Origin of the sequence: Anaerotruncus sp. DFI.9.16 (assembly GCF_024461615.1) — a bacterium.
Classification (GTDB): domain Bacteria; phylum Bacillota; class Clostridia; order Oscillospirales; family Ruminococcaceae; genus Anaerotruncus; species Anaerotruncus massiliensis.
Window position 1 is genome coordinate 25033 of the sequence record NZ_JANFZX010000007.1, and the last position, 26061, is coordinate 51093.

Here is a 26061-nt window from a genome sequence, read left to right on the forward strand (position 1 = left end):
TATCGTGTTTTGTGAGAGAAACCTTTATAATGCATTTGGGCGATTAGTCCAAGTGAATTGTAACAGGAGGAAAATAATGCGGGAAGAAAAAACATTTCGTGTAGTTGTTTTTCGTTTCGAGACGGATGCCAGTACCAATTATACACGGTATATGATTACGAAAAATTATATGCCGTTTTTCCCTGGCAACCAATGGCTCGAACTGAAAAGCATACGAAAGACGAGCACTGGAAAGGAATATGCAAAGAAGCTTGTAGCGTTTTTGAACTGGTTGGATTCAAGAAAGGTCACATACGAAAATGCGACAAATCACCATGTGCGAGAGTTCTTACATGAACTCGTATTTGGTAACTTGGCGGACGAAAAAGTACTATCACTACAGTCATCGGTGGGATATTCAACATTAACAAAGTATGTCACAGTCATCACGGGTTTTTATGGCTGGCTGGATGATATGCGACAGACAGAGATGCTTTGGAAGAAAAAATCCGTACAGGCGAATTGCTCTTTTCTGTATGGACAAATCTATTCACGGGAGTATAGATATTTGATTGACGGATATGCTGCCAGGCTTAAGTCCAGTCGTGATTACACCAAATGGTACGACAAAGCAACAAAAGAATTGCTATGTAGAAACTTCAATACTCTGCGGGATGAAGCGGTGTTGCGCCTCACCTTCGAGGGATTTCGAATCGATGAGGTTCTTAGCGTTACGCTTGACAGTTATGATGCCATAGAACAGCTTGTACAGCCAACAAGGTCAAAGGGACGAGCTAATGCCAGAAATGGAGAAAATAAACTCAGGCTTGTTGCCCTCCCCAAGAAAACCTGCGAGGTTATAGACAAGTACATCCAGACTGAAAGGGCGGATGCCGAGAGTGAGAGCGGCAAACTCAGTCAGTATTTATTTATAAATCTGAACTCCGGAAAAAGACAAGGCCTGCCTATGTCTTATCATAATTACCTAAAGATATTAAAGCGGTGTGCCACTCGTGCCGGGCTCGATGCGGCGAAAATACGAACCCACAATGGGCGCAGCACAAAAGTTATGGAATTTCTTGAACATCAGTCCCTCCATCCAGAAGACAATATTACCGATGGCATTATCATGGAAAGCCTCGGCTGGAGGAGCTTTTCATCTATCGATCATTACAGGAATCATAATAATCCCATCATAGCAAAGTCAGTCATGGAAAAGCTGCATAGGGGTGGTGAGGAAAATGAGTAAAGCAAAGCCGCTCACTGCTGAACAATGCGAAGCCGCAAGAGAGGCCATGCTTACGGGACACAGTTTGTCAAAAATATCCAGATGTGCAGGGGTTGTTGCTGCGATAGAGTATATGCTTAAAGACATACGCTTACTGGAAACATATTTGCAGAGGATGGCCTCTGCCATTACCCAGAAGCGAGAACAGATATCCCATAGTGCATTGTTGCTTTCAATGTTCCATTACGAAATGTCTTCTCTGTCGCTATATGATCCAGCATTCAAGGAAATGCTTCTTAAGGCTGTGGAGCAGGAACGTATTATCCAACGGAAACTTTTCGTTGCAGGTAATTCTACAGAAGTGACACCTTACCGTGATGTTTGGAAGTTATATGAGCCGTATGGGAATGTATTACGGCTCAAACGGCTTGATTTCACAGCCATCAAACGGCCTTCTCTGCGGTCTGAGGTGAAATATTATTTCTGTTATCTATTTGAACAAAGAGGGAAAGTTTATGTGCCTCTTTTTGATGCGTGTAAGCTGGCAATCAACACACTCGCAGATATTGCGCCGGAGGTCATATATTTTGCGGATATAACGGAAGGTCACATCAGGACACTGGTTTTAGCCCTTGAAGCAATGCGGAAAAATGATGGAGAACCATTGTCTCAATATTACATTGCAAAATCCGTAAACGGTCTAAAACGGATCATGTGTTACCTCATGAGCACTGAACGGGACACACAAATTAGAGCGCCAAGGCCGCGCACCAATCCGTTTGATATTGTTACATTTCACAATCTTCGCCAGTTTAACACACCTACCGAAATCATTCCGGAAGAAGTGGTGGAGCAATTGGACTTGCATCGAGAAGAAATGCCCTGTCAATACAGGCTGCTATACGATTTATTCATGAATACAGGACTGAGATTGAAAGAAGTGTACCTTCTTGAAGAAGACTGCATTGAAGAATCTCGATACCCTAATGTCTGCCAACTGAAATATATTCCGCATAAAACACTAAGTGCAAGACATCGACGCGGAGCTGGGGACTACCACAGGATCATGATACCCAAAGATATAGCTGGAAGGCTTTCTCAACATATCATTGAGGATGCTGAGGAAAGAAAAATAGCGGGGACATCGTATATTTTCCGAAGCAGAAGGTATGGGTATGAGAGAGCAGTTATTGACTCTCAACCATTTGTCAAATGCATCCGTGGGATTATCAGAAAGTATGATATATGCGACGAAAATGGAGAACTCTGGCACTTCACCATTAAACAATTCCGTAAAACCCTGGCTGTTAGGTTAATTGAAAACGGAGCGACTACTGTTGAATTAGCTTATTGGCTGGGGCACTTATGCAGCGACACGGCGGCGAAATATTATGCTGAAGTTCGTAAGAAAAAACTGGCGGAGCTAAATACTGAATTTTTCAGAAGCAAGTTTGAGTTAATCATGACCGGCGAACAGCTTGAAAATTATACGCAAGAAGAACGTAGGCTCCTGTACACGGATTTTTGCCTTGGTCAACGACGTGTGGAACTTGGATTTTGTGTTCGGAAGGTGGCAGATGGGCCGTGCGCGGACCGATGCAGCCTTTATAATTGTGTGAATTGCCGCAACTTATGCACTGGAAAACAGTATCTTCCATATTGGAAAGGTCTTCTACAGGAACAGGAGAAACTTTTAGACCGGCTGGCAGAGGTATATAAGTCGGAGCGCATTACGGATTATTCAGAATACCTGGAGTACAAACAAGAATACCGCCTGTTGGAGTCCTACCAAAGCGTCGTAAATATGATTGAGAAAGAAGGTTGTATATGAGCAGTGCTGTCATTGCTGAAAACTATAGTGCAGCAAAGTTAAAAGAATATATCTGCTTTGTCGAACAACTTGGCTCCAATATACACTTTCACGAAAACAAGTGGGTGTGCAGTAATTTGCGCCGCAGTCCAGCAGAAAGAAGTTGTATGTTCACATTGTACTTTGACAGGATTCCGGCACTACACAGAGAAACAGTAAAGAGCTTTGCCGCCATCAGCCTTATACGAGGGAAAAGATATCTACCGTCAAGTCGTATGTGATGGATCTCATCCGATTTTTTGATTTCTGGTCGCTTGATAAAGGCACCTTGCCGTTGAGCGGTTGCGATGAATTTGCCGTGGCCGACTTCTATCATTACCTTGAGAAAACGGAGTTTGCAGAAGCGACCCGCATTGGGATCTGGTCATCATTGAGCATATTTTTTGAAACGATGAATGATATTGATGGTGCAAGGAGTAAGAATCCATTTTCTGTATCCCCTTATCGCCACCAACGCAGGTACGATGCAAAGTATATTCCAGAATCAATTGCGATTCAATTAGATACTGCATTTAAGAACGATGAGATCGCGCTCTATCTTCGGTGCGTCTATTGGTTGCTAAGGCTAATACCTTCGCGTATCGGAGAAATCCTTGGCATGAAGATAGATTGTCTAAAAAGGTTTAACGGACAGTATGTTTTGTTTATTCCCACATGGAAGCAGAATGGGGGTTGGCAGCAACCAGCCATACGAAGTATTCACCTGGAGGACAAAGGAATTGCTGGATACCTTATAGGACTAATAAAAGAGCAGCAGGAAACGGCGCGTCAGATCCAGGAGTTTCTGCCAGAAGATAAAAAAGGAATGCTGTTTTCATACCGACAGAGTTATTGCCGTAAAGGAAAACCCACATATTCTACCAAACTCTGCTTTGTGGCATCAATATTTACTGTCAACGACCATTTTCGAAAGATATGCCGTCGTTACAACATTTCGGATGAAACGGGAAATGTCTATGTGGTGACAACGCACCAGTTTCGCCATAACGGCATCACAGATCGTTTGGCAGCCGGTTTCACCGCTGCCCAGATAGCTGAGATGACAGGCCATCACGGAGATGCCATGATCTTTAACGCCTATGCGCATTTGAATCTTATGCCAGAAACGATCCGTGAAAAGCAGAATTATGTATTAGCTGAACGGCAAGAATCGGATAAACGGTATGTGCTATTTGGCGGACGAATCCTTAATATGGATGAGCAAATGGAACAGCGGCTGATGAAAAACCTCAGAGCCCATCGCGTCCGTGGGGGTATATGCAGCGATATTACAACTTGCAAAAGTGATATGTGGAATTGCCTTGAATGTAAGGCATTTGTGGCCGATACAGAACAAACAGAATACTATCGCGAACAGATAGCTCTTTGGCGTGAAAAACAAGTACGTTTTTCGGCATTTCCAATCATTTGTGAAAATGCGAAAAGAAATGCGGGCCTGTTTGAATCCATACTAAAATCAATTGAAACGGATGTGCAGAGAAATGAAGCGAACAATACCTAAATCCCTCGTCCAGCGGCAGGAGAAAACTCGCAAGGACACCGTAGAAATGGTAACACAAGCAATTCTTGTCTTGGAGTCCCAAGGCTACAATATCAAAATCAAGGATCTGATAAGCGTAACCGGTCTGTCCCGTTCCGTTTTTGCCAAACCTCATATTCGCGAAGTGCTGGTAGAATACGGAATCATTCAAACACAAACTCCTGAGAAAACCGCAGGTGCCGAAAGCACACGCAGGATGGATAGGTTGATTGCGGAAAAGAACGGTTATATCCAACGGCTTCTCCGTGAAAACGAGCAGTTGCGTTACGAGGTCGAACTTCTGCGTGGAAAAGTACATATCCTCACGCACAAGGCTGCAGCGCAGGGCGAGGAACTTTTCTAAACAAATGTAATGATAGCACGATGTGAACCGGAATGTTTTCATCGTGCTATTTATTATATAAAAAATTTGTCCCACAAGCAAGGACACAACAGAAAGGAGAATGTAATCGTGTCAACAGAAAAGATAAGAAAAACGGGCGGCAACAACGTGCCGCTGGTCGAGCAGGAGGCAGATGCCATCTGCATTGCAGGCAATACGGTCGACCGGCAGCCGCAGAACGGCGGCAACGGTCTTGGCTGTCAGGATGACTTGGCGTATACTTTGACCGCCACAGACCGCCACGCGGTCTACAGCCGCCAGCGTGTGGATGACTTTCGGCATAATGATGTGGCAAGTACCCAGAGTGCCCGTCAGTACAAGGACGCAACCGACCTGATTTGCCAACAGGCAGAAGCCTGTGCCCATCTCATCCGTCGTCTTACTCCGCTGGAGTGTGAAAGACTGCAGGGCTTCCCGGACGGCTGGACGGACATCCCCAACGCATCGGACTCCGCCCGCTACAAAGCCCTCGGCAACAGTGTGGCGATACCCTGCGTGGAGTTTATCATGTCGCGCATCGCTGCCGCGCTTTTATGAAGCACAGCGTTGACAACAGGGGTTAAGTCGGGGTATAATATCCCTGAAAGACGAGGTGACAGACATGGATAACAGGGAGCAGCTAAGGCGCATCACGGAACTGACCGAGCAGATCGCCGGACTGCCGAAGGGGTATCTTTCCAAAAAAACCATCGGCGGAAAGGTCTATTACTATCACCAGTGGTCGGAAAACGGCGTCAAGCAGAGCCGCTATCTGCACGACAGTGAGATCGCGCCGCTGGCAGATAAAATCGAAAAGCGCAAGGAACTGCAGGCGCAGCTGCGCATGCTGAAATCACAGAAAAGCAGACGAAATGAGGCGACAGGTATGAAATGCACCTTTATGCATAAACGAACCCCCGTGGCAGAGCTCGAGCTGGACGATGTGACCGGCTTTATACAAAAAATTGGCAGTGTCTACGCACCGGAGCATCTGCCTATCGGCATCCCTGTGCGAAACGAGATCGCCGACCGTGCGGCGTTTAACGACTGGTGGCGGGATCGCTCTATTCCGGCAAGCCGCAGCGGTGTGCGGGAAGCACTGGAATCGTTGGGGGTGGCAGACACCAAAATGCTGCTCGTCCGCTGCTACGGGCTGAGCCTCTCGGATCAGTACTGGATCTGTCCGGAAGGCGCGGAGCTTCGGTGGGAGGACATCAACTTTTTCCAAAATGATTTCTCGGAGGACATCGGGGATGTGCTGTTCGGAGAAAGAAAGAAGAAGGACGCACTCAATTTCAGCTCCCCCGACAGCACATCGGACGGCAATCTGAAAAAGCGGTGGAAGATCATCGATGGGAAGCGATGCCTGATCAAGGGCGGCAGCAATCCGTTCCGGCAGCAGCCGTTCAACGAGGTGATCGCCTCCGGCATCATGGAGCGGCTCGGCATTCCTCATGTATCATATACAGTCATCTGGAGCAAGGATGCACCCTACTCGGTCTGTGAGGATTTTGTTACGGAGAATACGGAGTTGATCCCGGCGTGGAGGCTGCTGCAGGCGAAAAAGCAGAAGAACAGCGCCTCCCGATACCGGCATCTATTGGAGTGCTGCGAGCTGCTCGGCATCGGGAACATTACGCCGTTTTTAGACCGGATGCTGGTGCTGGACTATATCATCGCAAACGAGGATCGCCACTTCAATAACTTTGGGGCACTGCGAAACGCGGAAACGCTGGAATGGCTCGGTATGGCTCCGATCTATGACAGCGGCTCCTCCCTTGGCTATGATAAGATGCCCGGTCAGATGCGCTCGGAAAAGGATGTGATCTGCAAACCCTTCAAAAACCACCACGCCGAGCAGCTGAAGCTGGTGACCGATTTTGATTGGATCGACTTTGATCGCCTCTCCGATGTAGACGAGCTGATCTCCAGCGTACTGTCTTGCGAGGAAGCTGCCGACTATATCGATGAGGGACGTATCCATGCGATCACGGAAAGCGTGCAGCGCCGGATCGGTCATCTGCAGGAGCTTGCGATGACGCAGACGCCACGGCAGCTCGATACCACCGAGGACGATGTCCGAGAGGAAGTTGCCGCGGATTACGCGCCAAAAATGGAGCTGTAATGCAAATACAGCGTAAGAGCAATGGATCAGCCGCTTTGCGAATCGCAGGGCGGCTGATCTTTTCATTCCCTTGCCTGTTGGCTGCGGACGGCATAGCCGCTTTGGTGGTATCGCTTCTGTTTTGCTATGCTTCTTCGTTAGACTTGGTGAATAGCTTTCCGCGCCTTCTTCCGGTATGCTTTGCTTGCAAAATCGAGGAAAGGAGCAGAACCGATGGAGGGAAAAAAGAACCTCTGTGCCATGATATCCACCGAGCTCCACGGAAAAATCATGGCAGAAAAAGAACAGCTGGAGCTGAACACTCTGGCGGAATATGTGGAGCGCATCTTCACCGAACACTTCGAAGGAGGACAGATCAGCATGAAAGCAGAACGCACCTTGGCGGTACAGATCCCGGCAGAGCTCTTCGAGCGGCTGAAGGAATATCTGGCAGCCCGCAACCTCAAGCAAAAGCAGTTCCTCATCCAGCTCATCGAGAATGCGCTGGATGACACGGAAGCGGAGTGACCATTCATCATAGGAGGCGCGGGAACACCCGCGGCCTCCCTCATTCTCATTGGAGGTAATCAGCCATGTACATTTACCCGGACAACCTGTCCGCAAAGGCCACGCTGTGGCTGTGGGAGCTGCGGGACATCGGCATCATCGGCGTTGGGCTTCTTCTCTCTGTCCTGGCGCTGACCCAGACCGGCATCGCCCTGCCGCTGGTGGTGACGGCGGTCTTCGCCTTCCTGACGATCCGGCATGAGGGCACCAGCATTCTGGACTTCATCCGCTATGCCGCTGCCTTCCTGCTGACAAAACAACAATACTACGAATGGAGGCTCGACCCATGAGCAGAAAGCAGAAAAAGAAAGATGCCCGTGAGCAGTCCACCCGGCAGCTCATGGGCATTGATGTCATTACCGACTATGGCATCGCCACCCGCATGGGGGAGCTGGTGTTCTTTGCCATCAAGCCCACCAATATCTCCGTTCTGCCGGACGCCGGCGTGGGCGCAAGGATCTATGCCCTGCTCAATGTGGTCAAGGGTATGGCGGAGATCGAGATGTTGGCGTTAAATTCCAAGGAGTCCTTTGAGAACAACAAGGCATTCTATCGCCAGCGGGCAAACGAGGAGGAGCTGCCCGTCATTCGAAAGCTACTGGAGCAGGACAGCAAGCACCTGGATCGTATTCAGGTGCTCATGGCATCCAGCCGGGAGTTCTATATCCTCGTCCGGCTGCAGGGTAAAAAGGAATCCGATGTGTTCAGCTACCTCTCCCGCATCGAAAAAAGCATCAAGGATAACGGCTTCACCGTCCGTCGTGCCACCGAGGAGGATCTCAAAAGGATGCTGGGAGTCTACTTTGAGCAGAACGTGACCACCGAGCGGTACGAGGATCACGACGGCGAACGCTGGGTGCTTTTCGGAGAGTGAGCGTATGCAGTATAGACACCTGCGCATCGACTACATGGAGGACTGCGGACCCAACGAGGGCGGCTATTACTGCCAAGTGTTCCGCGCATCGGACGACAAGCAGATCGACGATTTCTGCATCCACTCTGATGAGATCACGGCTGAAACGGACCCAGAGGATATGATCCGAAGCTACATCGACCGTATGTGCCACGCATACCGCCGAGAAGGACAGCTTGAAGCACCGGGTTTTTCACAGCTTACCATGTAAAGCTATGCAGAAAGGGGAACAGCCATATTGAAAAAACAAGTGAAAAAAACCATATCCCAAAACCATGAGGGTCTCCGCATCAAATCCTTCCTGGATATGATCGCACCCTCCGTGGTGCAGTTTAATCCCGACCACTTCATCTGCGGCAACACCTTCCGCTGCGTGTGGGCTCTGCGGGAATACCCTACCCAGACCGACGAGCAGGCTCTGCTGCGGCATCTGGGCGAGAAGGACGGGATCACCCTGCGTATCTATACCAGGCAGCTCACCCCTGCCGAGGAAAAGCGCATCATCCAGAATGCCGCCAACAAAAACCGCATGGGCAGCTCCAACACAAATGATCTGCAGCAGACGATCACGGCGGAAAGCAATCTGCAGGACATGATCTCCATGGAGGGCAGCCGCCACCGCAACAAGGAGCCATTATTCCACTGTGCCGTTTACATTGAGCTGACCGCTTCGGATCATAACACGCTCAAGCTGCTCCAGACCGATGTGCTGACGGAGCTGGTGCGAAGCAAACTCAATGTGGACAGGCTCCTGCTCCGCCAGCAGCAGGGCTTCTGCTGCGCCAGCCCTGTGGGATACAATGCCTTCGGAGCGCAGTTCGAGCGTGTCCTGCCGGCAAGCTCTGTAGCAAATCTCTATCCCTTCAATTACAGCGGTAAAACGGACGCAAAGGGCTTCTATGTCGGACGGGACAAGTATGGCAGCAACATCCTCGTGGACTTCGACCAGCGTGACGAGGACAAGACTTCCGCCAACATCCTTATCCTCGGCAACTCCGGTCAGGGGAAAAGCTATCTGATGAAGCTCCTCATCCTCAATCTGCTGGAGTCCGGCAAATCAATTATCACGCTGGATGCCGAGCATGAGCAGCAGGAAATGTGCGAGGCTGTCGGCGGCTGCTTTGCCGACCTTATGGCCGGTAAGTACATCATCAATGTGCTGGAGCCGAAATGTTGGGATGACGGCGGCGACCCGGACGATACAGCCGCCCCGGAAGCCTTCCGAAAAAGCACCCTGCTGGCGCAGCACATTTCCTTCCTCAAGGACTTCTTCCGCGCCTACAAGGATTTCTCGGATGCCCATATCGACACCATTGAGATCATGCTCTCCAAGCTGTATGGAAAATGGGGCATCACAGAGCGGACCAATTTCCGCCGTATGCGCTCGGAGGACTATCCCATCCTCTCTGATCTCTATGACCTGATCGAGGCGGAGTACAAAAGCTATGACATGGCCGCCCACCAGCTTTACACCGAGCAGATCCTGCGTGAGGTGCTGCTGGGGCTGCACTCCATGTGCAAGGGCGCGGACGCGCAGTTTTTCAATGGGCACACCAACATCACCTCCAGCCGCTTCCTCGTTTTCGGTGTGAAAGGACTGCTGGGCGCAGCGAAGAATGTCCGCAACGCCATGCTATTCAATATTCTGTCGTTCCTGTCGGATAAGCTGCTGACCGAGGGCAATACCGTGGCGGCGCTGGACGAGCTGTATATCTGGCTGTCCAATCCCACAGCCATTGAGTACATCCGAAACTGCCTCAAGCGTGTCCGCAAAAAGGAATCTGCCATGCTGCTGGCAAGTCAGAATCTGGAGGATTTTGACCAGGAGGGTATCCGTGAGATGACAAAGCCGCTATTCAGCATCCCGCCTCACCAGTTCCTGTTCAACGCAGGCTCCATCGACAAGCGCAGCTATATGGAGATGCTCCAGCTGGATGAGGCGGAATACAATCTCATCAAGTTTCCCCAGCGTGGCGTGTGTCTGTACAAGTGCGGCAACGAGCGATATCTGCTGGAGGTACACGCCCCTGCATACAAGGAAAAGCTGTTTGGCACAGCGGGTGGCCGCTGATGGCAGTAACCGCGGGTATGATCGCCAAAGCCGCGGCGACAGCCCTTTCCAACGAGAAGCTCCGCAAAGGGATCGGCTGGGGGCTGGTCGCTGTTCTCTCGCCCGTCATCCTCCTGATCGCCGCGCTGTGCTCCATCGGCACAGGCGGTGCAGATCACAACAACCAGGCGGTAGCTGCAGCCTTCTATGGCGTGAGTTACTCAACAGAAGTACCCGCAGCATTCCGGTATCATATTGAGGAGATGCGCTCCGCGTTTTCTCTTCTGGATTCGGCGGTCGCCTCCGTCAACGGGCGGACGGAAGGCGGAAACAGCCTTGACCCGATCCGAGTCAAGGCTGTTTTTTATGCCCTCTGCTTTGGCGAGAACGCTCCCGGCAGACGGGCGGCAAACCGCTTTGTGGAGTGCTTCTACACTTGGGAAACCCGTACTCGCACGGTAGAAGTTGAGAACGAGGACGGAACGGTCACCAGTACAGAAGAAGAATACACCGTCGCTGTTCCGGTTTCGCTATATCAGGTGTATGCCAATCTGGAAGCGGAGCTGGGCCGGACGATCACGGAGGATGACAAGAGCAACATCAACCACATCTATACCATGATCGCCGGTGCCGCAGGCGGCGGCAGCTACAGCGGCGAGTTCCTTCGCGGGGATGGAAGCAGTATCGACTTGGACATCTCCACCTTTACAGATCCTACTACCAAGAATGCCGCCGATCTTGTTACCTATGCGGTTCATGCATGGGAGTCCAGCTGGGGCTATGTCTGGGGCACCTATGGTAATATGCTGACGGAGTCACTCCTCACCTACAAGGTGTCGCAATACCCGGACGGTGTTGGCAATCATGAGAACTTCATCCGTGGTCACTGGCTGGGCGGCAGGACCGCCGACTGCGTAGGGCTCATCAAGGGCTACAGCTGGCTGTCCCCGGAAACGATGACCATCGACTATGGTACCCATGGGATGCCGGATATCGGCGCAAACCAGATGTACTATAACGCCAGGGAATCCGGCCCCATTAGCACAATGCCGGACATTCCCGGCCTTGCGGTTTGGCATGAGGGACACATCGGTGTTTACATCGGCGGCGGTCAGGTCGTCGAAGCTATGGGGACAAGGTATGGTGTCGTCAAAACGGAGCTGGTGGGCCGCGGCTGGACGCACTGGCTGAAGGTGCCGTATATCAATTATGACTGAGGAGGATCGAATGGAATTTCCAAAAGATGAAGTAAAGAACAAAGTCGTCTGGACAAAAGGCGCAGACTTTACTGACGGATCACCGCGATACACCTTCGAGGGACGCGACCCCGCCACGACCTATGAACGATTTCAGGTCGTTATCTATACAGAGATGGAGCGCCGATATGCACACGACCCCGGAAGCCTCTGTAATCACTATTATGGTTATGTGCGCGACGACAAAATGGAGTGTGCTGAAACGATTGGACCGTACTATTCTGTGCGGGAGGCAAAGCAGAAAACGCTGGAATTGTTTAATTCGTTCGTGCAGCAATACGCCGCTCAAGAATTAGACAGTACTACACCGGAATCTGCGGATTACGGACAGGATGATCAGCAAGAGCATTTTCAATACCAATGGGCAGGGGGAACACCGCAGAGGAAGTATGCAGACATGCTGGACAAGCTGATTCCGCAGCACGATGCGCACACCACCGCAGCGTGGATCGCCTTCGCTGAGGAGTTGGCAGACGGTGTGGAAAACGGCTTTGAGCGAGAAGCGGTCTCGCTGGTCGCGGCCTTTCAAGAGATCTCTGAGCGATTCGATCCCAAAGTGGTGAACACGATCTATCAGACCATCCATGTACCGGACAACGCCCTGCTGAGTAACGAGATCATTCCGGCAGCAGAGGCCGCAGAGCAGGGTGCGAGTGTACAGGAGATTTCCGACATGGCGGCAGACGGCCTGTTCGGAGGCGGTCCAATGCCCACGCTGAAGATGTAGGAGGAATGGGACATGGCCTATGTGAAAGCAATCCCACCGTCCGTGGTCTATCATCTGACGAGGATGGAAAACCTCGACAGCGTTCTGGACGACGGCAAGATCCGCCGCTTCATGGACAGCGAGTGCTGGTTCTGTGAGAGCCTCGGCAAAATGAAAGCGTACATGGAGCAGACCGTAATGTGTGAGGGAAAGCCCTACTATGCCGTGAGCGGGCAACTCTGCCGCTATCCCAAATTTGTGCCGGAGGACTATGTTCTTCTCAAGCTCACGCCCTGCGGCTACGAAGATAATTGGTACCGCTGGAATCAGGAGATCCCTCCCGGCAGCCCGAAAGAGCTGGTGCAGGCGGCGAAGGAATTTTCAGGGCTGAAGATCGGCTACCGCGGCGACCTCACCTTCCGCAACGCGGAGGTCATCGATGTGGCGTTGTTTCTTACGGAGGAGATCGTGCAGAGAGAGTCGGTACAGACCACATCGGAACTGCAGGAGCTCCTATTTGAACACATCGAGCGTGAACAGCGGGAATACACCGATTCCCTCTACCGCATGACGCAGGGGCAGCTCATTGCCAACGCCGGGGAGATCGAGGCAAACAGGATTTGCTATAATGCCCTGCTCACCACAGCTTTTGAACGGGAGCAGTTGATCCTGCTTCTCTCTAATGACAAACCGCTTACCTCTGTAAGAGAGGCGTGGCAGGCAGAGCAGGCTGAAAACTATGACATGGGGTTCAGTCACACGATCCTACGGTTCTGCGAGGACATCCGGCAAGCGCAGCAACCGGAAATGACAATGTGAGAAACGAGGGGAATATGGACGATATCAGAAACACCTCTGCTCTCTTCGTCGGTGGACAAGATACAGCGCCCCATACAGAGCGGACGGCACGGGCGCTTTGGCAGCTTCTGTTCCAAAAGACAGAGAACGAGATGGCCGCATATATGAACAGCCTAAATCAGCTTCCCCGCAGTGAGCTGATCATGGCGGCAGACGAGATCTCCGCCATGGCGACCTGCCGCGCCGAGCTGATGGCGTTGGGCGAAGATCTCTCCCGAGAGAAGATGCTCTTCCTGCTGCGCCAGGAGAAGCCCTTGGAGCTTCTGAGCGAGGCTTGGATGGAGCGTCGGACCATGGATGAGGGTGAGCTCTTCCAGAGCCTGCTCATCGAAGTATATGAGGATGAGCATCAGCAGTTACTCAATGAGCCGCTGATGCTGTGATCGGAGGTGCGTTGCATGAACATGGCTCGTTATGAGCAGGAAACCATTATCAACTTCAACGAGGAAGAAAAGACCGCCGGTATTTACACCCACAACAAGGCACTGCGTCAGAAGCTGGCAGCACTGGCGCGTGACAGGCCGGAGGACTGCAGGCTCGTGAAGGCGTCCCGCAGCGGACGGGCAGTTGACTACACCATTCCAAAATCATGGATAAAGATCGTACCGCCGCGGATCGCAAGTGAAGCGCAAAAAGCAGCTCTTGCAAGGGCTCGGAAAGCGGCAAGTAAGCCGCTATGACCCCTGCGCGCGCAGCGTTTCAACAACACTTGTCTCGTGCCGAGGGTAGTTACATCACCCACAACACAAAAACGCCGAAAATAGCATATAGAAGGAGGACACGCACATGAAAAAAGCAACTGTCACCGTCACCTTTGACGATGAGAAGCTGGGCGCACTGGAGTTCTCGCTCCGCAAGGAACACTCCTCTGTGCAGGAGCACTTGGAGGATGCGCTGAACGCTCTGTATGAAAAAACCGTGCCGGAGCCGCTGCGGGAGTATCTGGACAGCAAGGCCGCTCCCGCGGCGGTGAAACCCAAGCGCACGGTCAAGCCCGCCGCACCCAAGCCGCAGAGCAGTGAGCCGAAGCCTGCGGCTGTGAAGGAGGGCAACTGAGATGGCGGATCATGTAGACATCACACTGTGGATCGACCGGCGTTGGAAGGATGCCATTGAGAAGCATCTCAAAGGTGAAACCTTGCAGGAGCATCTGGAAGATGTGCTGGATACGCTGTGCAACCAGCTCCCGGAGCAAGAGTATGCACGTATCAGCTGTGCAATCCAGTCGGAAGCCGCCGCGCAGCGTGCAAAGAAAGAGGGTGCCCGCACCTACGCCGCCTACCATGTGACGGAGCGCGGGCAGGAGTGGTACTTCAAGACCTCGCTCGGCGAGGAACTGCTGGCGGTCGGGAAAAAGCTGCGCGGTTATCTTACAAAGGGCAATGGTGCTGCACCGGACAAATTTATCGGAATGTTTTTCGGCGGGCAACCCATCACAGCAAAAGAGTTTGACGCCCTGACCGCCCTTCGTATGGAGAACACCGGTAAGGTGCGCGGTGTGTTCGATCTCAACTTCGACAAGCGGGAGTTCTCCGCCGTTCACATCATGGACGGTTGGCAGACCTGGGCGATGCGGGATGTGTCAGCGGCGGTGTACCATGCCACCCGGTCGCAATTCGCGTCGAGCGATGATAAGTGGCGCAAGCTGCTGGATCATCTCAGCGGCAAAGAGATCACCTCGGCGGGACATCTCTCCGCGCGGAATTTTTCCTTCAGTGATGAGATTATGATGGAGGAGAACGGTAAGCTCAACTTCTATGTGGACGCAGATTTTGATGTGGACGCTGCCTTCGGAACCTTCGTCCTCACGGACAAAAACGATGACTGGCTCAACATCTATGCCAACTACGACATCGCGGAGGATAGACCCTGCGACACGCTGGAGCTGACGCTCTGCAAGGGTGACGGCTCCGAGGAGAGCTGGAGCTATCCGCTCAACGCAGCAGAGAAGGATGTCCTGCTGCGGAAGATGGATGCGTTTTGCATGGAACAGACCGGCATGAGCCTGCGCGAGTATGCCCAACAGCTTCACGAGGAGCAGGCACAGACTGCGGAGCTGCAGCTGTGATCGTAAAGGAAAAGAAAGCGGAGTTTCTCTTGGCTGGTTATCCTAACACCGGAACAGGAGCAGCGCGATTCACCGGTGCTGGGAATGTGAAATCGAATACGCTGCCCGGAGAGCCGTGCCAACTGGCGTGGCTCTCCCTTTTGCACCCGCGGCTTATCTAAAAGATGCGGAACACCGCGCAGGAGCAAACCATGTAATAACTGCGGTTTCCATTGGCTTTTCACAAAACCGGCCATGGATTTTTTGTTGCTTTTCGTGGATAGCTTTTCTCCCTGCGCCGTGCCATTGTGTTTGCACGGGCATTGCCCGAATCAAAAATCAGGAGGAAACAAGCATGACAATTGATAACGCAAAGGAACTGCAGATGAATATCGCAAAAGAGGGACTGGCATTGCTGGTGCTCCACCCCACCGCAGATGTGCAGCTCCACCGAGAGTGCATCTCCCACATTGGGACGGTGTGGGGCATCCCCGTAAGTGACACGCAGGAGGTCGCCTCACTGCTGGAGCGTGAACAGGCGGCCATCCTTGCCGCGGGAGAAAATGGCACGGTGACACATGTGCTGCCGGAGGAAGAACTGCCCATGAATGCCAGCGGCCTTGAAACGCTGGATAACATCTGGGATCTGTTTGAAACAACTCTGCGCACAGACAGTGCATACGCCAGGACGAGGCTGTTCGAGATGGCAAAGTGGCTGGAGGAGTATCAGAACCTGCTGGACTGGATCGAAAAGACGCCGGCGGAAAAGCAGGCTTGGATGGAGCCGGTCAGCTGACCACACCCCACAGGAGGAGCCGCCCACCGGAGGGCGGCTCCTCTGTTTCGCCAGCTATGCCCCCTGTGAGCCGCTGTGTGCGGCTTTGGGGGCGAGGGTGGCATCCCTGCACCCCGGACAGGCATCGGCGCTGTTTGCCCCCGCTTTCGCCCCTCCTATGGGGAACTGTGCTGGGAACCCACCTGTTCGATAAAAGCACAAGATAAACGCCCGCAGTCGGAAGCGACCGCGGGCTGTCCACAAAGCCCCGCAGTGCGGGGCTTTTTCACAGGTCACAAACCAATGTCGGTTTGAGGCTCTGTCAAGATGAACCGATGTCGGTCCGCAGGAGGAGTGCAGCGTTTGCAGGGCTTTCCGGCGTTTTTGACCGATGGCAGCGGAAGGAAGGAGGAAAAATGGAGGACAATAAGAAATGCACCACGATCTGGCTGCGGCCCAGCGTCATTCGCCGCATGGACGCATGGCTGGAGGAGGCGAACTGCAGGAGTCGCAGCGAATTCATTGAAAAGGCGGTCCGTTTTTACATGGGCTATCTGGGAACAGAGGACACCTCCGAGTATCTCTCGGACGCACTGGTGGCAACGCTGCGCGGGATCATCGCGGACAGCACCAACCGCACCAACGGCATTCTCTTCAAGTGCGCGGTAGAGCAGGGCATCATGGCGCACACCATCGCCGCCCACTTCCGGGATACGATGGAGGATCGCCGCGCCCTGCGCGGGTATGTGGTGGACGAGGTAAAGCGCACCAATGGTCAGATCAGGTTCGAGGATGCCCAGGATGTCCAACGGCAGCTGCCGGATGACACATGGCGAGATTGATATTTATCTCTCCATACATGAAGGGCGGCAGAGATGCCGCTCGGCTGGCCCATCGCACCCGCTACTTCGCCACCCGCGAAGGTGTGCAGCTTCTCAAGGATGACAATGCCCATCTTCCTGTTACAAAGAAACAGCAGCAGTACATCCGGCGTCTGCTCCGCAGCTTCCCGGAGGCAAGGGAGCTGCCGGAGCATGAGGACTATGCAAACACACCCAACCGGCAGACTGCCTTTGCGCTCATCGCGCAGATCCACGAGGACTTTATCGAGCCCATGGATGGCCGGGAAAACTATCTGGATTATGTCGCAAACCGTCCCGGCGTAAAAGCATTGGGCGAACATGGCCTGTGGGATGCCCATGGCAAGGTCCCGTCGCTGGAGAATGCCGTGGCAGAGGTGGCGCGGCACACGGGGAATGTGTGGACGCCGGTCATCTCCCTCTCCCGTGAGAACGCGGAGCGGCTGGGCTATACCGACCTTAAAAACTGGCAGGAGTTCATCAACGCATCTATCACGGACATCGCCAAGGGCTATAAGATCCACCCGGACCGCCTTCGCTGGTACGCAGCTATGCACGAAAAGGAGAAGCACATCCATGTTCACATGGTGCTCTTCTCAACCGATCCGAAGGAGGGCTACCTCTCCCGGCAGGGTATCCGCAGCATCAAGTCCGCGCTGGTCAGCACGATCTACCGGAACGACCGCCTGCACATCTATGAGCAGAAGGACGAACAGCGCGGCCTGCTCCGGCAGGAAGCGGAAGCACGGATGGCAACGCTCATCGGGCAGATGGCAACCGGTACTCTGCAAAGCGATAAGCTGGAGTTGTTGGTGACAGATCTCGCCCAGCGGCTTCGGGAAATCAGCGGCAAAAAGGTCTACGGTTATCTGCCGCCTCGTGTCAAACGCATCGTGGATGAGATCGTGGACGAACTGGCGAAGGACGAACGGGTGTCGTCCGCCTATGCTCTATGGCAGGATCTCCGAGAGCAGCTTTGCACTGACTATAATCAGACACCGCCGCAGCGTGTACCGCTGTCGCAGCAAAAGGAGTTCAAGACTGTGCGCAACATGGTCATCCGGGAAACGCTCCGCCTCTCGGAGATGCACTTCACCTTCGAGGATGATGCCATGCAGGATGAGCCGGAGCCGGAAGAACCGCCTGTTCCTCCAGATCCAAGTGCGGAGCGGATGATCCATCAGCGGGCTCGGTTTTACCGCAGAGCAAAAAGCGTATTAGATGCTGCGGACGCAGATCCCAGCGAGAAGTCAATGGGATTGGTCACACTCCACCGTCTGTGGGAGGAGGGCTATACCATCGCGGCACACCAGTTGGGAAAGGCATATCAGGACGGGCTTGGCATATCGATTGACCGAAAAGCGGCGGCAGAGTGGTTTCAAAAATCGGCGGAGGCCGGAAATACTTGCTCCGCATACGCGCTGGGCAAACTGCTGCTGGAGCAGGAGCAATTCCCGCAGGCCCTTCACTGGCTGCGGCAGGCAGCGGAGCAGAACGATCCATACGCGCAATACCGGCTCGGCAAGCTGCTGCTCACCGGCGCGGAAGGTGTGCCGAAGGATATAGATGCGGCCATTCAGCTTCTGAAGGGCTCTGCCACGCAAGGGAATTCGTTTGCCCAATACACGCTGGGAAAGCTCTATTTGCTGGGACAGGAGGTAAAAGCAGACCGCGAAGAAGCTCTGCGCTATTTCGCACAGGCAGCGGCACAGGGCAACACCTACGCTCAATATTTCATTGACCATCAGGAGGACTTCTCCGGTGCGGCGGCGGGAACCGCTATCCTTCGGATGCTCCATCAGATGAGCCGCATATTCCGCGAGAACGCCGCCCAGCCTGCCATCTATGCAGGAATGCAGATCGACAAGAAGCGTCGCCGCAGATTGCAGGAGAAGCGTATGGCGATGGGACACAAGGCGGATGACCATGAGGATCGCGGACTGACGCAACAGACACAATAAGGGAGGGACTATGTCAAAGTACATTCCGTTTACAACCGAGCAGAAAGAACGAGCCGCGTCGGTGGACTTGGAGGAGTTCCTCCGCCGCCGAGGAGAAAAGCTCATCACATCCGGCAGGGACAAACGCCTTGCCAGCGACCACAGCATCACCATCCGCGGCTGCGAGTGGTTCGATCACGCCACCGAGCAGGGCGGCAGAGCCATCAGCTTCGTCAAGCAGTTCTATGGACTCAGCTACCCGGACGCCATGTCTCTGCTCCTCGGCGATGATCTCGGCGGAAGCTACCCTGCGGCAAAGGAGAAGGTGCCAGCGCCTGCAAAGCCCTTCGTACTGCCGCCGCAGAGCGAGTCCATGCGCCGTGTGTATGCCTACCTGCTGCAAAAGCGTTGTATCGACCGCGAGATACTCAATTCCTTTGTGCGCAAGAGGCTCATCTACGAGAGCTGTGAAAGATCCAAGGACGGGACAAAGGAATACCACAACGCCGTGTTCGTCGGATTCGATGAACACGGCGTTCCCCGTCACGGGCATAAGCGTGGGCTGTATACCATGGGGCAAAGCTATCGCGGCAACATTGAGGGCAGCGACCCGCAGCACAGCTTTCACTATCTCGGCGGCGATGACACACTCTATGTCTTCGAGGCCCCTATCGACCTGCTCTCTTACATCTCCCTTTTCCCGGATGGGTGGCAGGAGCATAACTATGTGGCCTGCTGCGGGGCATCCTCCATCCCCGTACTGGAGATGCTGCGGCAGCTCCCGCAGCTCCGGCAGGTGTACCTCTGCCTGGACAATGACGCTGCCGGTCATGCCGCCAGTGAGCGTATGGCTGCGCTTTTGGAAGAACACGATCTCAATGCAGTTCGACTCGTACCGCAGCAAAAGGACTGGAACGATGATCTCAAGGCAGAACAGGAAAACAACATGGAAAGGAGCGAGCTATGCCAAACCTTCTGCTGACAATGTGGGACACGATCAAAAGCTCCAACATCGGAATATTGGTCGCGGCAGGGCTGGGGATGTTCGCTGTCATCGGTGGACTCTCTATGCTGTCCTACCACTATACTCTCAGCGGCATCAAGTCCCGCACCGTGGGTGACGGGCAGCACGGCACGGCGCGTTGGGCAACCGATAAGGAGATCCGCCAGACCTATGCCCACGTGCCGTTCAAGGTCAGAGACTGGCGCAAGGGAGTAAGCCTTCCCGCAGAACAGGGGCTGGTGCTGGGCTGCAAGGGCAAGAAAGATGAACTGACTGCGCTGGTGGACAGCGACGACATCCATTGCCTGATGATCGCCGCCTCCGGCGCGGGCAAGACGGCATTCTTCCTCTATCCCAACCTTGAATATGCCTGCGCGTCTGGCATGAGCTTTCTGGCGCTGGATACCAAGGGTGATCTCGCCCGCAACTACGGCTCTATTGCCAAAAAGTATTACGGCTATAAGCATATCTCCGTTATAGACCTGCGTAATCCCACCCGCTCGGACGGCAACAACCTGCTGACGCTCATCAACCGCTATATGGACATCGCCAGAAAGCAACCGGATAACCTCGCTGCCCGCGCCAAAGCCGAAAAGTACGCCAAGATCCTTGCCAAGTCCATCGTCAGCCCGGAGGGAAACTCCGACCACGGGCAGAACGCCTTCTTCTACGATGCGGCGGAGGGCTTGCTGTCTTCCACGATCTTGCTGCTTGCAGAGTTTCTGCCACCGGATGAGGAGCACCCGGAGGAGCGGCGGCACATCGTGTCGGTATTCAAGCTGGTGCAGGATCTGCTGGAGCCGGCGCGTGGTGCGCGGGGACGCTCCCGTTTCCAACTGCTCATGGATAAGCTGCCGTCCGAGCACAAAGCGCGCTGGCTGGCAGGCGCCGCACTCAACAGCTCCGAGCAGGCGATGGCATCAGTCATGTCCACGGTGCTGTCCCGGCTCAACTCGTTCCTCGATAGTGAGCTGGAGCAAATTCTGTGCTTCGACAGTGCCATTGACGCTGAAATGTTCGCTGCGGAGAAATCCGCCATCTTTCTCATCCTGCCGGAGGAGGATCAGACGAAGAACTTCATGGCTGGCTTGATGATCCAGAATCTCTCCCGTGAGCTGTTCGCGGTAGCGGATGAGAACGGCGGCAAACTGAAAAATCGTGTTATTCTCTTTTGCGATGAGCTGGGTACCATGCCGCCCTTTGATATTTTGCCGCTTTTCAGTGCTGGACGCTCTCGCCGCCTGATGATGGTACCAATCATCCAGTCAGTGGATCAGCTTGTAAAAAACTACGGAAAAGAAGGCGCATCCATCCTGATGGACAACTGCCAGGATGTGATCTGCGGCGGCTTTGCTCCTAACAGTGAGGCGGCAGATGCCTTCTCCAAAGCCCTCGGCAGCCGCACGGTGCTCTCCGGCTCCGTGAGCCGCGGGAAAAACGATCCCAGCCAGAGCCTGCAGATGATGGAACGCCCCCTGCTGACGGCGGATGAGCTCAAGTCGATTCCAAAAGGCAGCTTTATCGTGCAGAAGACCGGATGCCACCCCATGCGCACCCGCCTGCGACTGTTCCTCGAATGGGGCATCACCTTCGAGGAGGAATACCGTGTGGAGGAACAGGTGGCTCGGAAGGTCTATTATGCCGATCGGGATGCGCTGACCCGCGCCATCGTGCGGAAGTACCCGCTCAAGCTGACGGAGCAGAAGACCAACCGCTCCGTTAAGGGTGAGGGGCAGCTCCACGACGCGCCCGTGCAGGAGATGGTGGTAGCGGAGGACATCGACTATGACCGTATGCCGCACAAGCGCACCCCGTATAATCTTCCCCGGCAGGAGGTGGATCGGTGAGCTACTTTGACAGCATTTATGCCGACACGCTCCTACCGCCCAGGGCTGTATCTGTCTATATGTATCTCAAGGATCGGTCCAACAGCGCGGGAAGCTGCTGGCCGGGGATCAAGACGATTGCAAGGGATATGAACCTCTCCCGCAGCACCGTCAAGCGGGCGCTGGCAGATTTGGAGCAGCACGGCTATCTTGCCAAGCTGCCCCGATACCGCCCCAACGGGAGCAACACCTCCAACCTCTATACGCTCAAATAAAGCAAAAGTGGTTGGTATCATAATGTGATACCAACCTCTTTACCCGAATAAAGAGAAAGACTGTATCGTTCCGCCAAGGGAGGATCACGTCTATTTGCTGGACCGAGGAGGGGTTCAATATGACCCCACCGGAACAGCCCACTCTATCGGAGATTAAGCCAGAGAAAGAACAAGCAGGGAGCAGAAGCTCATGTTTTTATGCTTGCGGGGGCGGGCAAATTCAGCACCACAATTGATTGAAACGAACACCCATCGGTCGGCTTCCGGGTGGGTGTTCCTTGTATAACACAGGCGCTGTGACGAATTTGTGACACTTTCCCTGCACTTTCGCGGGGGAAATCCAAGACGATCCCTGGTATGCTACGGACATGGTTGATACACAACCAAACAATAAAAAAGGAGAGTAAAATAGCATGAAAAAGAAAACTGTTTGGAGCTTTATGCTGGCACTGGCATTGATGGTATCTGCCATCGGCGCATCAACCGCAGCTTTGGCGGCTGCGCCTGACACGGCAGAGCCTGCAACTGCCATCGCAACCGAGAACGAGGACGCCATCTGGGAGCAGATCGAGGCGGTGGAAGAGAAGAGCGACGCCATCTTCCAAAGAAACGCGGCGCTATGGGAAAAGCTGGACGAAATCTGCAACGCCCTGCCTGACGACTACGACTTCACAAACTTTGACGAAGCGGCGTTTATCCGTAACACCAATGCCCTGACCGAAGCGGAGAAGGAAACGCTTCTGGCGGACATCAAGGAGCTGGATGAGCTGGACGCCCAAATGGAGGCGCTGTATGAGAAGCTGCCCGACTGCGACAATATGCCGCTTTACGAGAAGGCCCTGGAAAAGGCCGACCCCAAGGTGCTGGATGAGATCGACACCCTGGAGCAGGAGTATGACCGCGTCTGCGAAAAGCACGCCGACCTGTGGGACAAGGTAGATGAAGCGTACTTCAATCTGCCGGACGACTACGACTTCGACAACTACGATGAGGCCGCTTTCATCCGCAGCCTGGGCTTCCTGACCGACGCGGAAAAGGACGCGCTGATCGCCGACTACAACCGTCTTACGGAGATCGACAACCGGCTGTGCGAGCTGTACAATTCCATCTGGGGCAACACCGGCTGCGAAAGCGGCATCTGCCCCCTTTGACGGAAAGGCGGTTTTCTGATAGTATAAAATCAACATCATGCCGATGCTGCGCCCACGCGCAGCATTTGGCGCTGCTTTCAGGGAGGACGCATGGGACATTCCATCTATTTGGCGGACGATGAAAAGAGCATACGGGAGCTGCTCCATAGCTTCCTCGCAAGCGACGGATATACCGTGCGCTCCTTTGAAAGCGGCGACGCGCTGCTGGAGGCGTTTCGTCAGGAGCCCGCGGAGCTGGTGATCTTGGACATTATGATGCCTGGCACGGACGGACTTGCCGTGTGCCGGGAGCTTCGCTCTGTTTCCGATATTCCCATCATCCTGCTTACGGCCAAGGACAGCGAGCTGGACTACGTCATGGGCATCAGCCAAGGCAGCGACGATTATCTCACCAAGCCCTTCCGTCCAACGATATTGCTGATGAAGGTCAAAGCACTGCTGCGCCGTGTGGAGATGGACCGAGGAAAAACGGCGGCGGCAGAGGATGAGCTGCATTACGGGGATATCCGCTATTCCGCTACGGAAAACGCCGTCCTTTGCGGAAGCACGATCGTGGCGCTGACCCAGACCGAGCTGCGGCTGCTCAGCTATATGATGAAGCAGCCGGAAAAGGCCTATTCCCGCGAGGAGCTGCTCAGCGCGGTGTGGGGCTTTGACTCGGAGGTAGAGACCCGCGTGACCGACGAAACGCTGCGCCGTATCCGGAAAAAGCTGCTGCAAGCGGGCAGCACCGTCAGCGTAAGCACCATATGGGGCTTTGGCTATAAGCTGAAGGGGGCAGAGCGCACATGAAAAACATCAAGCTGCGGATCGTGTACCTGATCCTTTGCTCGGCTCTGCTGCTCTTTGCCCTGTTCATGCTGGCGGTGAACCTCATTATACCAGCACACTTTGTGCGTGAGGCAAAAAAAGCGCTCATCAGCGAGGCACAGTACCAGAACCGCACCATCCCCTATACCGACGATGGATCCTTTTTTGACGGTGAATGGAATGACGCTGAGGAGCACTTCCTTACGCCAAGCATCGTATTTTTAGAGCTGGATAATGTCAATCAATCAAGCGGTTGGAACAGGGACGCATATCGTCTGGAGAAAAAACTGCTGGAATACTGCAAGGGGCGGGATCTATCGCTCAACCAATGCTATACCTTCAAAACGGACAGGCATCACCTGATCTTCATGTCCGTGCAGGAGGAGCAGGACGATTGGGAAAAGCCGTACGCCTATATCATGTACATAGACATCGGGCCCATCACCCGATATATCGTGACGCTGAATTGGGCGTTCTTTGGGGTGCTGCTGGCGATCTCCTCCGTCATGTGCCTGCTGGGGTTCCGGTTTGGCAGGGATATTGAGAAGGAAGCGGAGCGGCAGCAGACCTTCTTCCAGAATGCCTCACACGAGCTGAAAACGCCGCTGATGGCGATACAGGGCTATGCGGAGGGCATACAGGCAGGCATCATGGACACGGGCAGCGCGGCAGAGGTGATCCTTGCGGAGAGCGACCGCATGACGGAGCTGGTGGAGGAGCTCTTGGACATCTCGAAAATCGATATGGGGCGGCAGCAGCTTGCCTTTTCAGAGATGGATATTCGGGAGCTGCTATACGACAGCATACGCGCCGTAGAGCCGGCAGCCGCCGCCAGCGGCATCGCAATCGTGCCGGATTTCCCCGAGGAGCCCGTTATGGTCAGCTGCGATGATACCCGGCTGCGCAGAGCAGTCACCAATATCCTATCCAACGGCGTGCGCTATGCCCGCAGCGAGCTGCGTCTGACCTGCCGCGCGGATAAGCGGCACGTGACCATCCGGATACAGGACGACGGGGACGGCATTGCCGAAGCGGACCTGCCGCACATCTTCGACCGCTTTTACATGGGCAAAAGCGGAAAATCCGGCATCGGCCTTGCCCTGACCCGTGAGATCATCCACCTGCACAAGGGAACCATCCGCGCCCGCAACGGGGACACCGGCGCCGTTTTCGAGATCTCCATTCCGGTGAGCCGATAAGAAGATCACCGCGCCGCCTTTGAGCGTCCCTCTTGCAAGAAGGACGGGCATGGAAAGAATCTTTGCTGGTGCCGGGTGGAGAGTTTCCCGTGATTTCCTCTTGTGCCCACATTGTCAGAATGGAGTACATCTATGGACTGCAAAGCAAAAAAATATCTGCATATTTATGACTGGAACTACTGGTGGGGCTATTACCGCTGCTGTAAGGACTGGGAACCTTTCCATGCGGCGGAGTTTTCTCTTTCCGAGGACGAGGCGGGAAAGGTGCCCTTTTTCCACTTTGATTTCCATAACCTCCCTGCCCTTCACCAGACCATTCTGGACGGTGAGTTTGTGGAGCCGGATAACCCGGATCATCCGCACTTTCTGGAGCAGGCAAGGCGGCTCAGAAGCGGTGAACAGGACTGGTTCGTCGGGGCGCTGTACTATCCGCTTTTTTCACCGGAGATGCATTTCTGCAACGCCTCCGTCCGGAGCGGCGTCCCGCTGACACAGCTGTTTTCCCCGTCTGTACCGCCCTATTACGGGGTGATCTTTCTCCGGGAGGAGCGCCCCCTCACTCCGGAGGTGCTGACGCATTGGGCGGAGACACTGTCCCAACCCCTGTTCGGCCAGCCGTTTTCCTGTACGCTTGCACAAGTCCCCAGCCGGCAGGAGGCCATGGAGCAGTTTGAGAATGAGATGCGGCTGACGCGATGAAATGTACGGTATCGTTTACCGCTGATTTCCCGTTGAAAAGCAGT

Annotated in this window: 27 protein-coding genes and 1 pseudogene; all 28 read left to right on the forward strand. The window is 54.0% G+C overall.

The annotated features are described in order from the left end of the window. The first annotated feature begins 76 nt into the window (after positions 1 to 76). The 28 genes and pseudogenes from NE609_RS05010 to NE609_RS05145 all read left to right on the forward strand — a co-directional run bounded on the left by NE609_RS05010 (position 77) and on the right by NE609_RS05145 (position 26017). Positions 77 to 1228, forward strand: a complete 1152-nt coding sequence (locus NE609_RS05010) for a tyrosine-type recombinase/integrase (protein WP_256151923.1) — start codon at positions 77 to 79, stop codon at positions 1226 to 1228. After that, positions 1221 to 3038 carry a tyrosine-type recombinase/integrase gene (locus NE609_RS05015; protein ID WP_256151924.1) on the forward strand — a complete coding sequence of 606 codons (1818 nt, stop codon included), beginning with the start codon at positions 1221 to 1223 and terminating at the stop codon, positions 3036 to 3038. Before NE609_RS05010 ends, NE609_RS05015 begins: the two co-directional genes overlap by 8 nt. Before the next feature lie 259 nt (positions 3039 to 3297). After that, complete coding sequence (locus tag NE609_RS05020; protein ID WP_256151925.1) at positions 3298 to 4578, forward strand: site-specific integrase; 1281 nt, start codon at positions 3298 to 3300, stop codon at positions 4576 to 4578. Continuing rightward, the gene (locus NE609_RS05025; protein ID WP_256151926.1) at positions 4559 to 4960 is read left to right on the forward strand and encodes a DUF6262 family protein; all 402 of its coding nucleotides are present in this window, start codon (positions 4559 to 4561) and stop codon (positions 4958 to 4960) included. The genes NE609_RS05020 and NE609_RS05025 overlap by 20 nt, the downstream gene beginning before the upstream one ends. A 132-nt stretch (positions 4961 to 5092) precedes the next feature. Then, positions 5093 to 5536: pseudogene (locus tag NE609_RS05030) on the forward strand (DNA cytosine methyltransferase); the annotation flags it as partial. A 64-nt stretch (positions 5537 to 5600) separates the two neighbouring features. Continuing rightward, a complete protein-coding gene (locus tag NE609_RS05035; RefSeq protein WP_256151928.1) occupies positions 5601 to 7103 on the forward strand; it encodes a HipA domain-containing protein in 1503 nt (500 codons plus the stop codon). 213 nt (positions 7104 to 7316) lie between these two features. After that, positions 7317 to 7610 carry a 4-oxalocrotonate tautomerase gene (locus NE609_RS05040; protein ID WP_110440151.1) on the forward strand — a complete coding sequence of 98 codons (294 nt, stop codon included), beginning with the start codon at positions 7317 to 7319 and terminating at the stop codon, positions 7608 to 7610. Positions 7611 to 7675: 65 nt separating this feature from the next. Then, the gene (locus tag NE609_RS05045) at positions 7676 to 7939 is read left to right on the forward strand and encodes a hypothetical protein (RefSeq protein WP_110440152.1); all 264 of its coding nucleotides are present in this window, start codon (positions 7676 to 7678) and stop codon (positions 7937 to 7939) included. Then, positions 7936 to 8523, forward strand: a complete 588-nt coding sequence (locus tag NE609_RS05050; RefSeq protein ID WP_110440153.1) for a hypothetical protein — start codon at positions 7936 to 7938, stop codon at positions 8521 to 8523. The genes NE609_RS05045 and NE609_RS05050 overlap by 4 nt, the downstream gene beginning before the upstream one ends. 4 nt (positions 8524 to 8527) lie before the next feature. Then, entirely contained in the window at positions 8528 to 8773 is a 246-nt protein-coding gene (locus NE609_RS05055; protein WP_110440154.1) for a hypothetical protein, read from the forward strand. A 96-nt stretch (positions 8774 to 8869) separates the two neighbouring features. Then, positions 8870 to 10633, forward strand: coding sequence for a VirB4 family type IV secretion system protein (locus NE609_RS05060; RefSeq protein ID WP_110441771.1), 1764 nt, complete (start codon positions 8870 to 8872; stop codon positions 10631 to 10633). Beyond that, positions 10633 to 11829 (forward strand): hypothetical protein, encoded by a 1197-nt coding sequence (locus NE609_RS05065; protein WP_110440155.1) that lies wholly within the window; start codon positions 10633 to 10635, stop codon positions 11827 to 11829. Before NE609_RS05060 ends, NE609_RS05065 begins: the two co-directional genes overlap by 1 nt. A gap of 10 nt (positions 11830 to 11839) precedes the next feature. Beyond that, positions 11840 to 12595: a hypothetical protein gene (locus NE609_RS05070; protein ID WP_110440156.1), complete on the forward strand. Its 756-nt coding sequence runs from the start codon at positions 11840 to 11842 to the stop codon at positions 12593 to 12595. Positions 12596 to 12607: 12 nt separating this feature from the next. Beyond that, positions 12608 to 13393, forward strand: a complete 786-nt coding sequence (locus NE609_RS05075) for a hypothetical protein (protein ID WP_256151929.1) — start codon at positions 12608 to 12610, stop codon at positions 13391 to 13393. A gap of 14 nt (positions 13394 to 13407) precedes the next feature. Continuing rightward, positions 13408 to 13815: a hypothetical protein gene (locus tag NE609_RS05080; RefSeq protein WP_110440157.1), complete on the forward strand. Its 408-nt coding sequence runs from the start codon at positions 13408 to 13410 to the stop codon at positions 13813 to 13815. 15 nt (positions 13816 to 13830) lie between these two features. Beyond that, the gene (locus tag NE609_RS05085) at positions 13831 to 14112 is read left to right on the forward strand and encodes a hypothetical protein (RefSeq protein WP_110440158.1); all 282 of its coding nucleotides are present in this window, start codon (positions 13831 to 13833) and stop codon (positions 14110 to 14112) included. Positions 14113 to 14218: 106 nt separating this feature from the next. After that, positions 14219 to 14488 carry a DUF6103 family protein gene (locus NE609_RS05090; RefSeq protein WP_110440159.1) on the forward strand — a complete coding sequence of 90 codons (270 nt, stop codon included), beginning with the start codon at positions 14219 to 14221 and terminating at the stop codon, positions 14486 to 14488. A gap of 1 nt (position 14489) precedes the next feature. Next, entirely contained in the window at positions 14490 to 15500 is a 1011-nt protein-coding gene (locus NE609_RS05095) for a hypothetical protein (RefSeq protein WP_110440160.1), read from the forward strand. Positions 15501 to 15834: 334 nt separating this feature from the next. Next, positions 15835 to 16275: a hypothetical protein gene (locus tag NE609_RS05100; RefSeq protein WP_110440161.1), complete on the forward strand. Its 441-nt coding sequence runs from the start codon at positions 15835 to 15837 to the stop codon at positions 16273 to 16275. A 395-nt stretch (positions 16276 to 16670) separates the two neighbouring features. Then, positions 16671 to 17096 (forward strand): hypothetical protein, encoded by a 426-nt coding sequence (locus NE609_RS05105; protein WP_110440162.1) that lies wholly within the window; start codon positions 16671 to 16673, stop codon positions 17094 to 17096. Next, the gene (gene mobP3 / locus NE609_RS05110) at positions 17084 to 19075 is read left to right on the forward strand and encodes a MobP3 family relaxase (RefSeq protein ID WP_110440163.1); all 1992 of its coding nucleotides are present in this window, start codon (positions 17084 to 17086) and stop codon (positions 19073 to 19075) included. Before NE609_RS05105 ends, mobP3 begins: the two co-directional genes overlap by 13 nt. A gap of 10 nt (positions 19076 to 19085) precedes the next feature. Beyond that, positions 19086 to 20036 carry a DUF3991 and toprim domain-containing protein gene (locus NE609_RS05115; protein ID WP_110440164.1) on the forward strand — a complete coding sequence of 317 codons (951 nt, stop codon included), beginning with the start codon at positions 19086 to 19088 and terminating at the stop codon, positions 20034 to 20036. A 2-nt stretch (positions 20037 to 20038) separates the two neighbouring features. Beyond that, positions 20039 to 21904, forward strand: a complete 1866-nt coding sequence (locus NE609_RS05120) for a type IV secretory system conjugative DNA transfer family protein (RefSeq protein ID WP_110440165.1) — start codon at positions 20039 to 20041, stop codon at positions 21902 to 21904. Beyond that, a complete protein-coding gene (locus NE609_RS05125) occupies positions 21901 to 22158 on the forward strand; it encodes a helix-turn-helix domain-containing protein (RefSeq protein WP_055245649.1) in 258 nt (85 codons plus the stop codon). Before NE609_RS05120 ends, NE609_RS05125 begins: the two co-directional genes overlap by 4 nt. A gap of 413 nt (positions 22159 to 22571) precedes the next feature. After that, positions 22572 to 23309, forward strand: a complete 738-nt coding sequence (locus NE609_RS05130) for a hypothetical protein (RefSeq protein ID WP_110440167.1) — start codon at positions 22572 to 22574, stop codon at positions 23307 to 23309. Between the two features lie 90 nt (positions 23310 to 23399). Continuing rightward, on the forward strand, positions 23400 to 24101 hold the full coding sequence (locus NE609_RS05135) for a response regulator transcription factor (RefSeq protein ID WP_110440168.1): 702 nt from the start codon (positions 23400 to 23402) through the stop codon (positions 24099 to 24101). Then, complete coding sequence (locus NE609_RS05140; protein ID WP_110440169.1) at positions 24098 to 25318, forward strand: cell wall metabolism sensor histidine kinase WalK; 1221 nt, start codon at positions 24098 to 24100, stop codon at positions 25316 to 25318. The genes NE609_RS05135 and NE609_RS05140 overlap by 4 nt, the downstream gene beginning before the upstream one ends. A gap of 132 nt (positions 25319 to 25450) precedes the next feature. Next, complete coding sequence (locus NE609_RS05145) at positions 25451 to 26017, forward strand: hypothetical protein (protein ID WP_110440170.1); 567 nt, start codon at positions 25451 to 25453, stop codon at positions 26015 to 26017. Positions 26018 to 26061 lie beyond the last annotated feature (44 nt).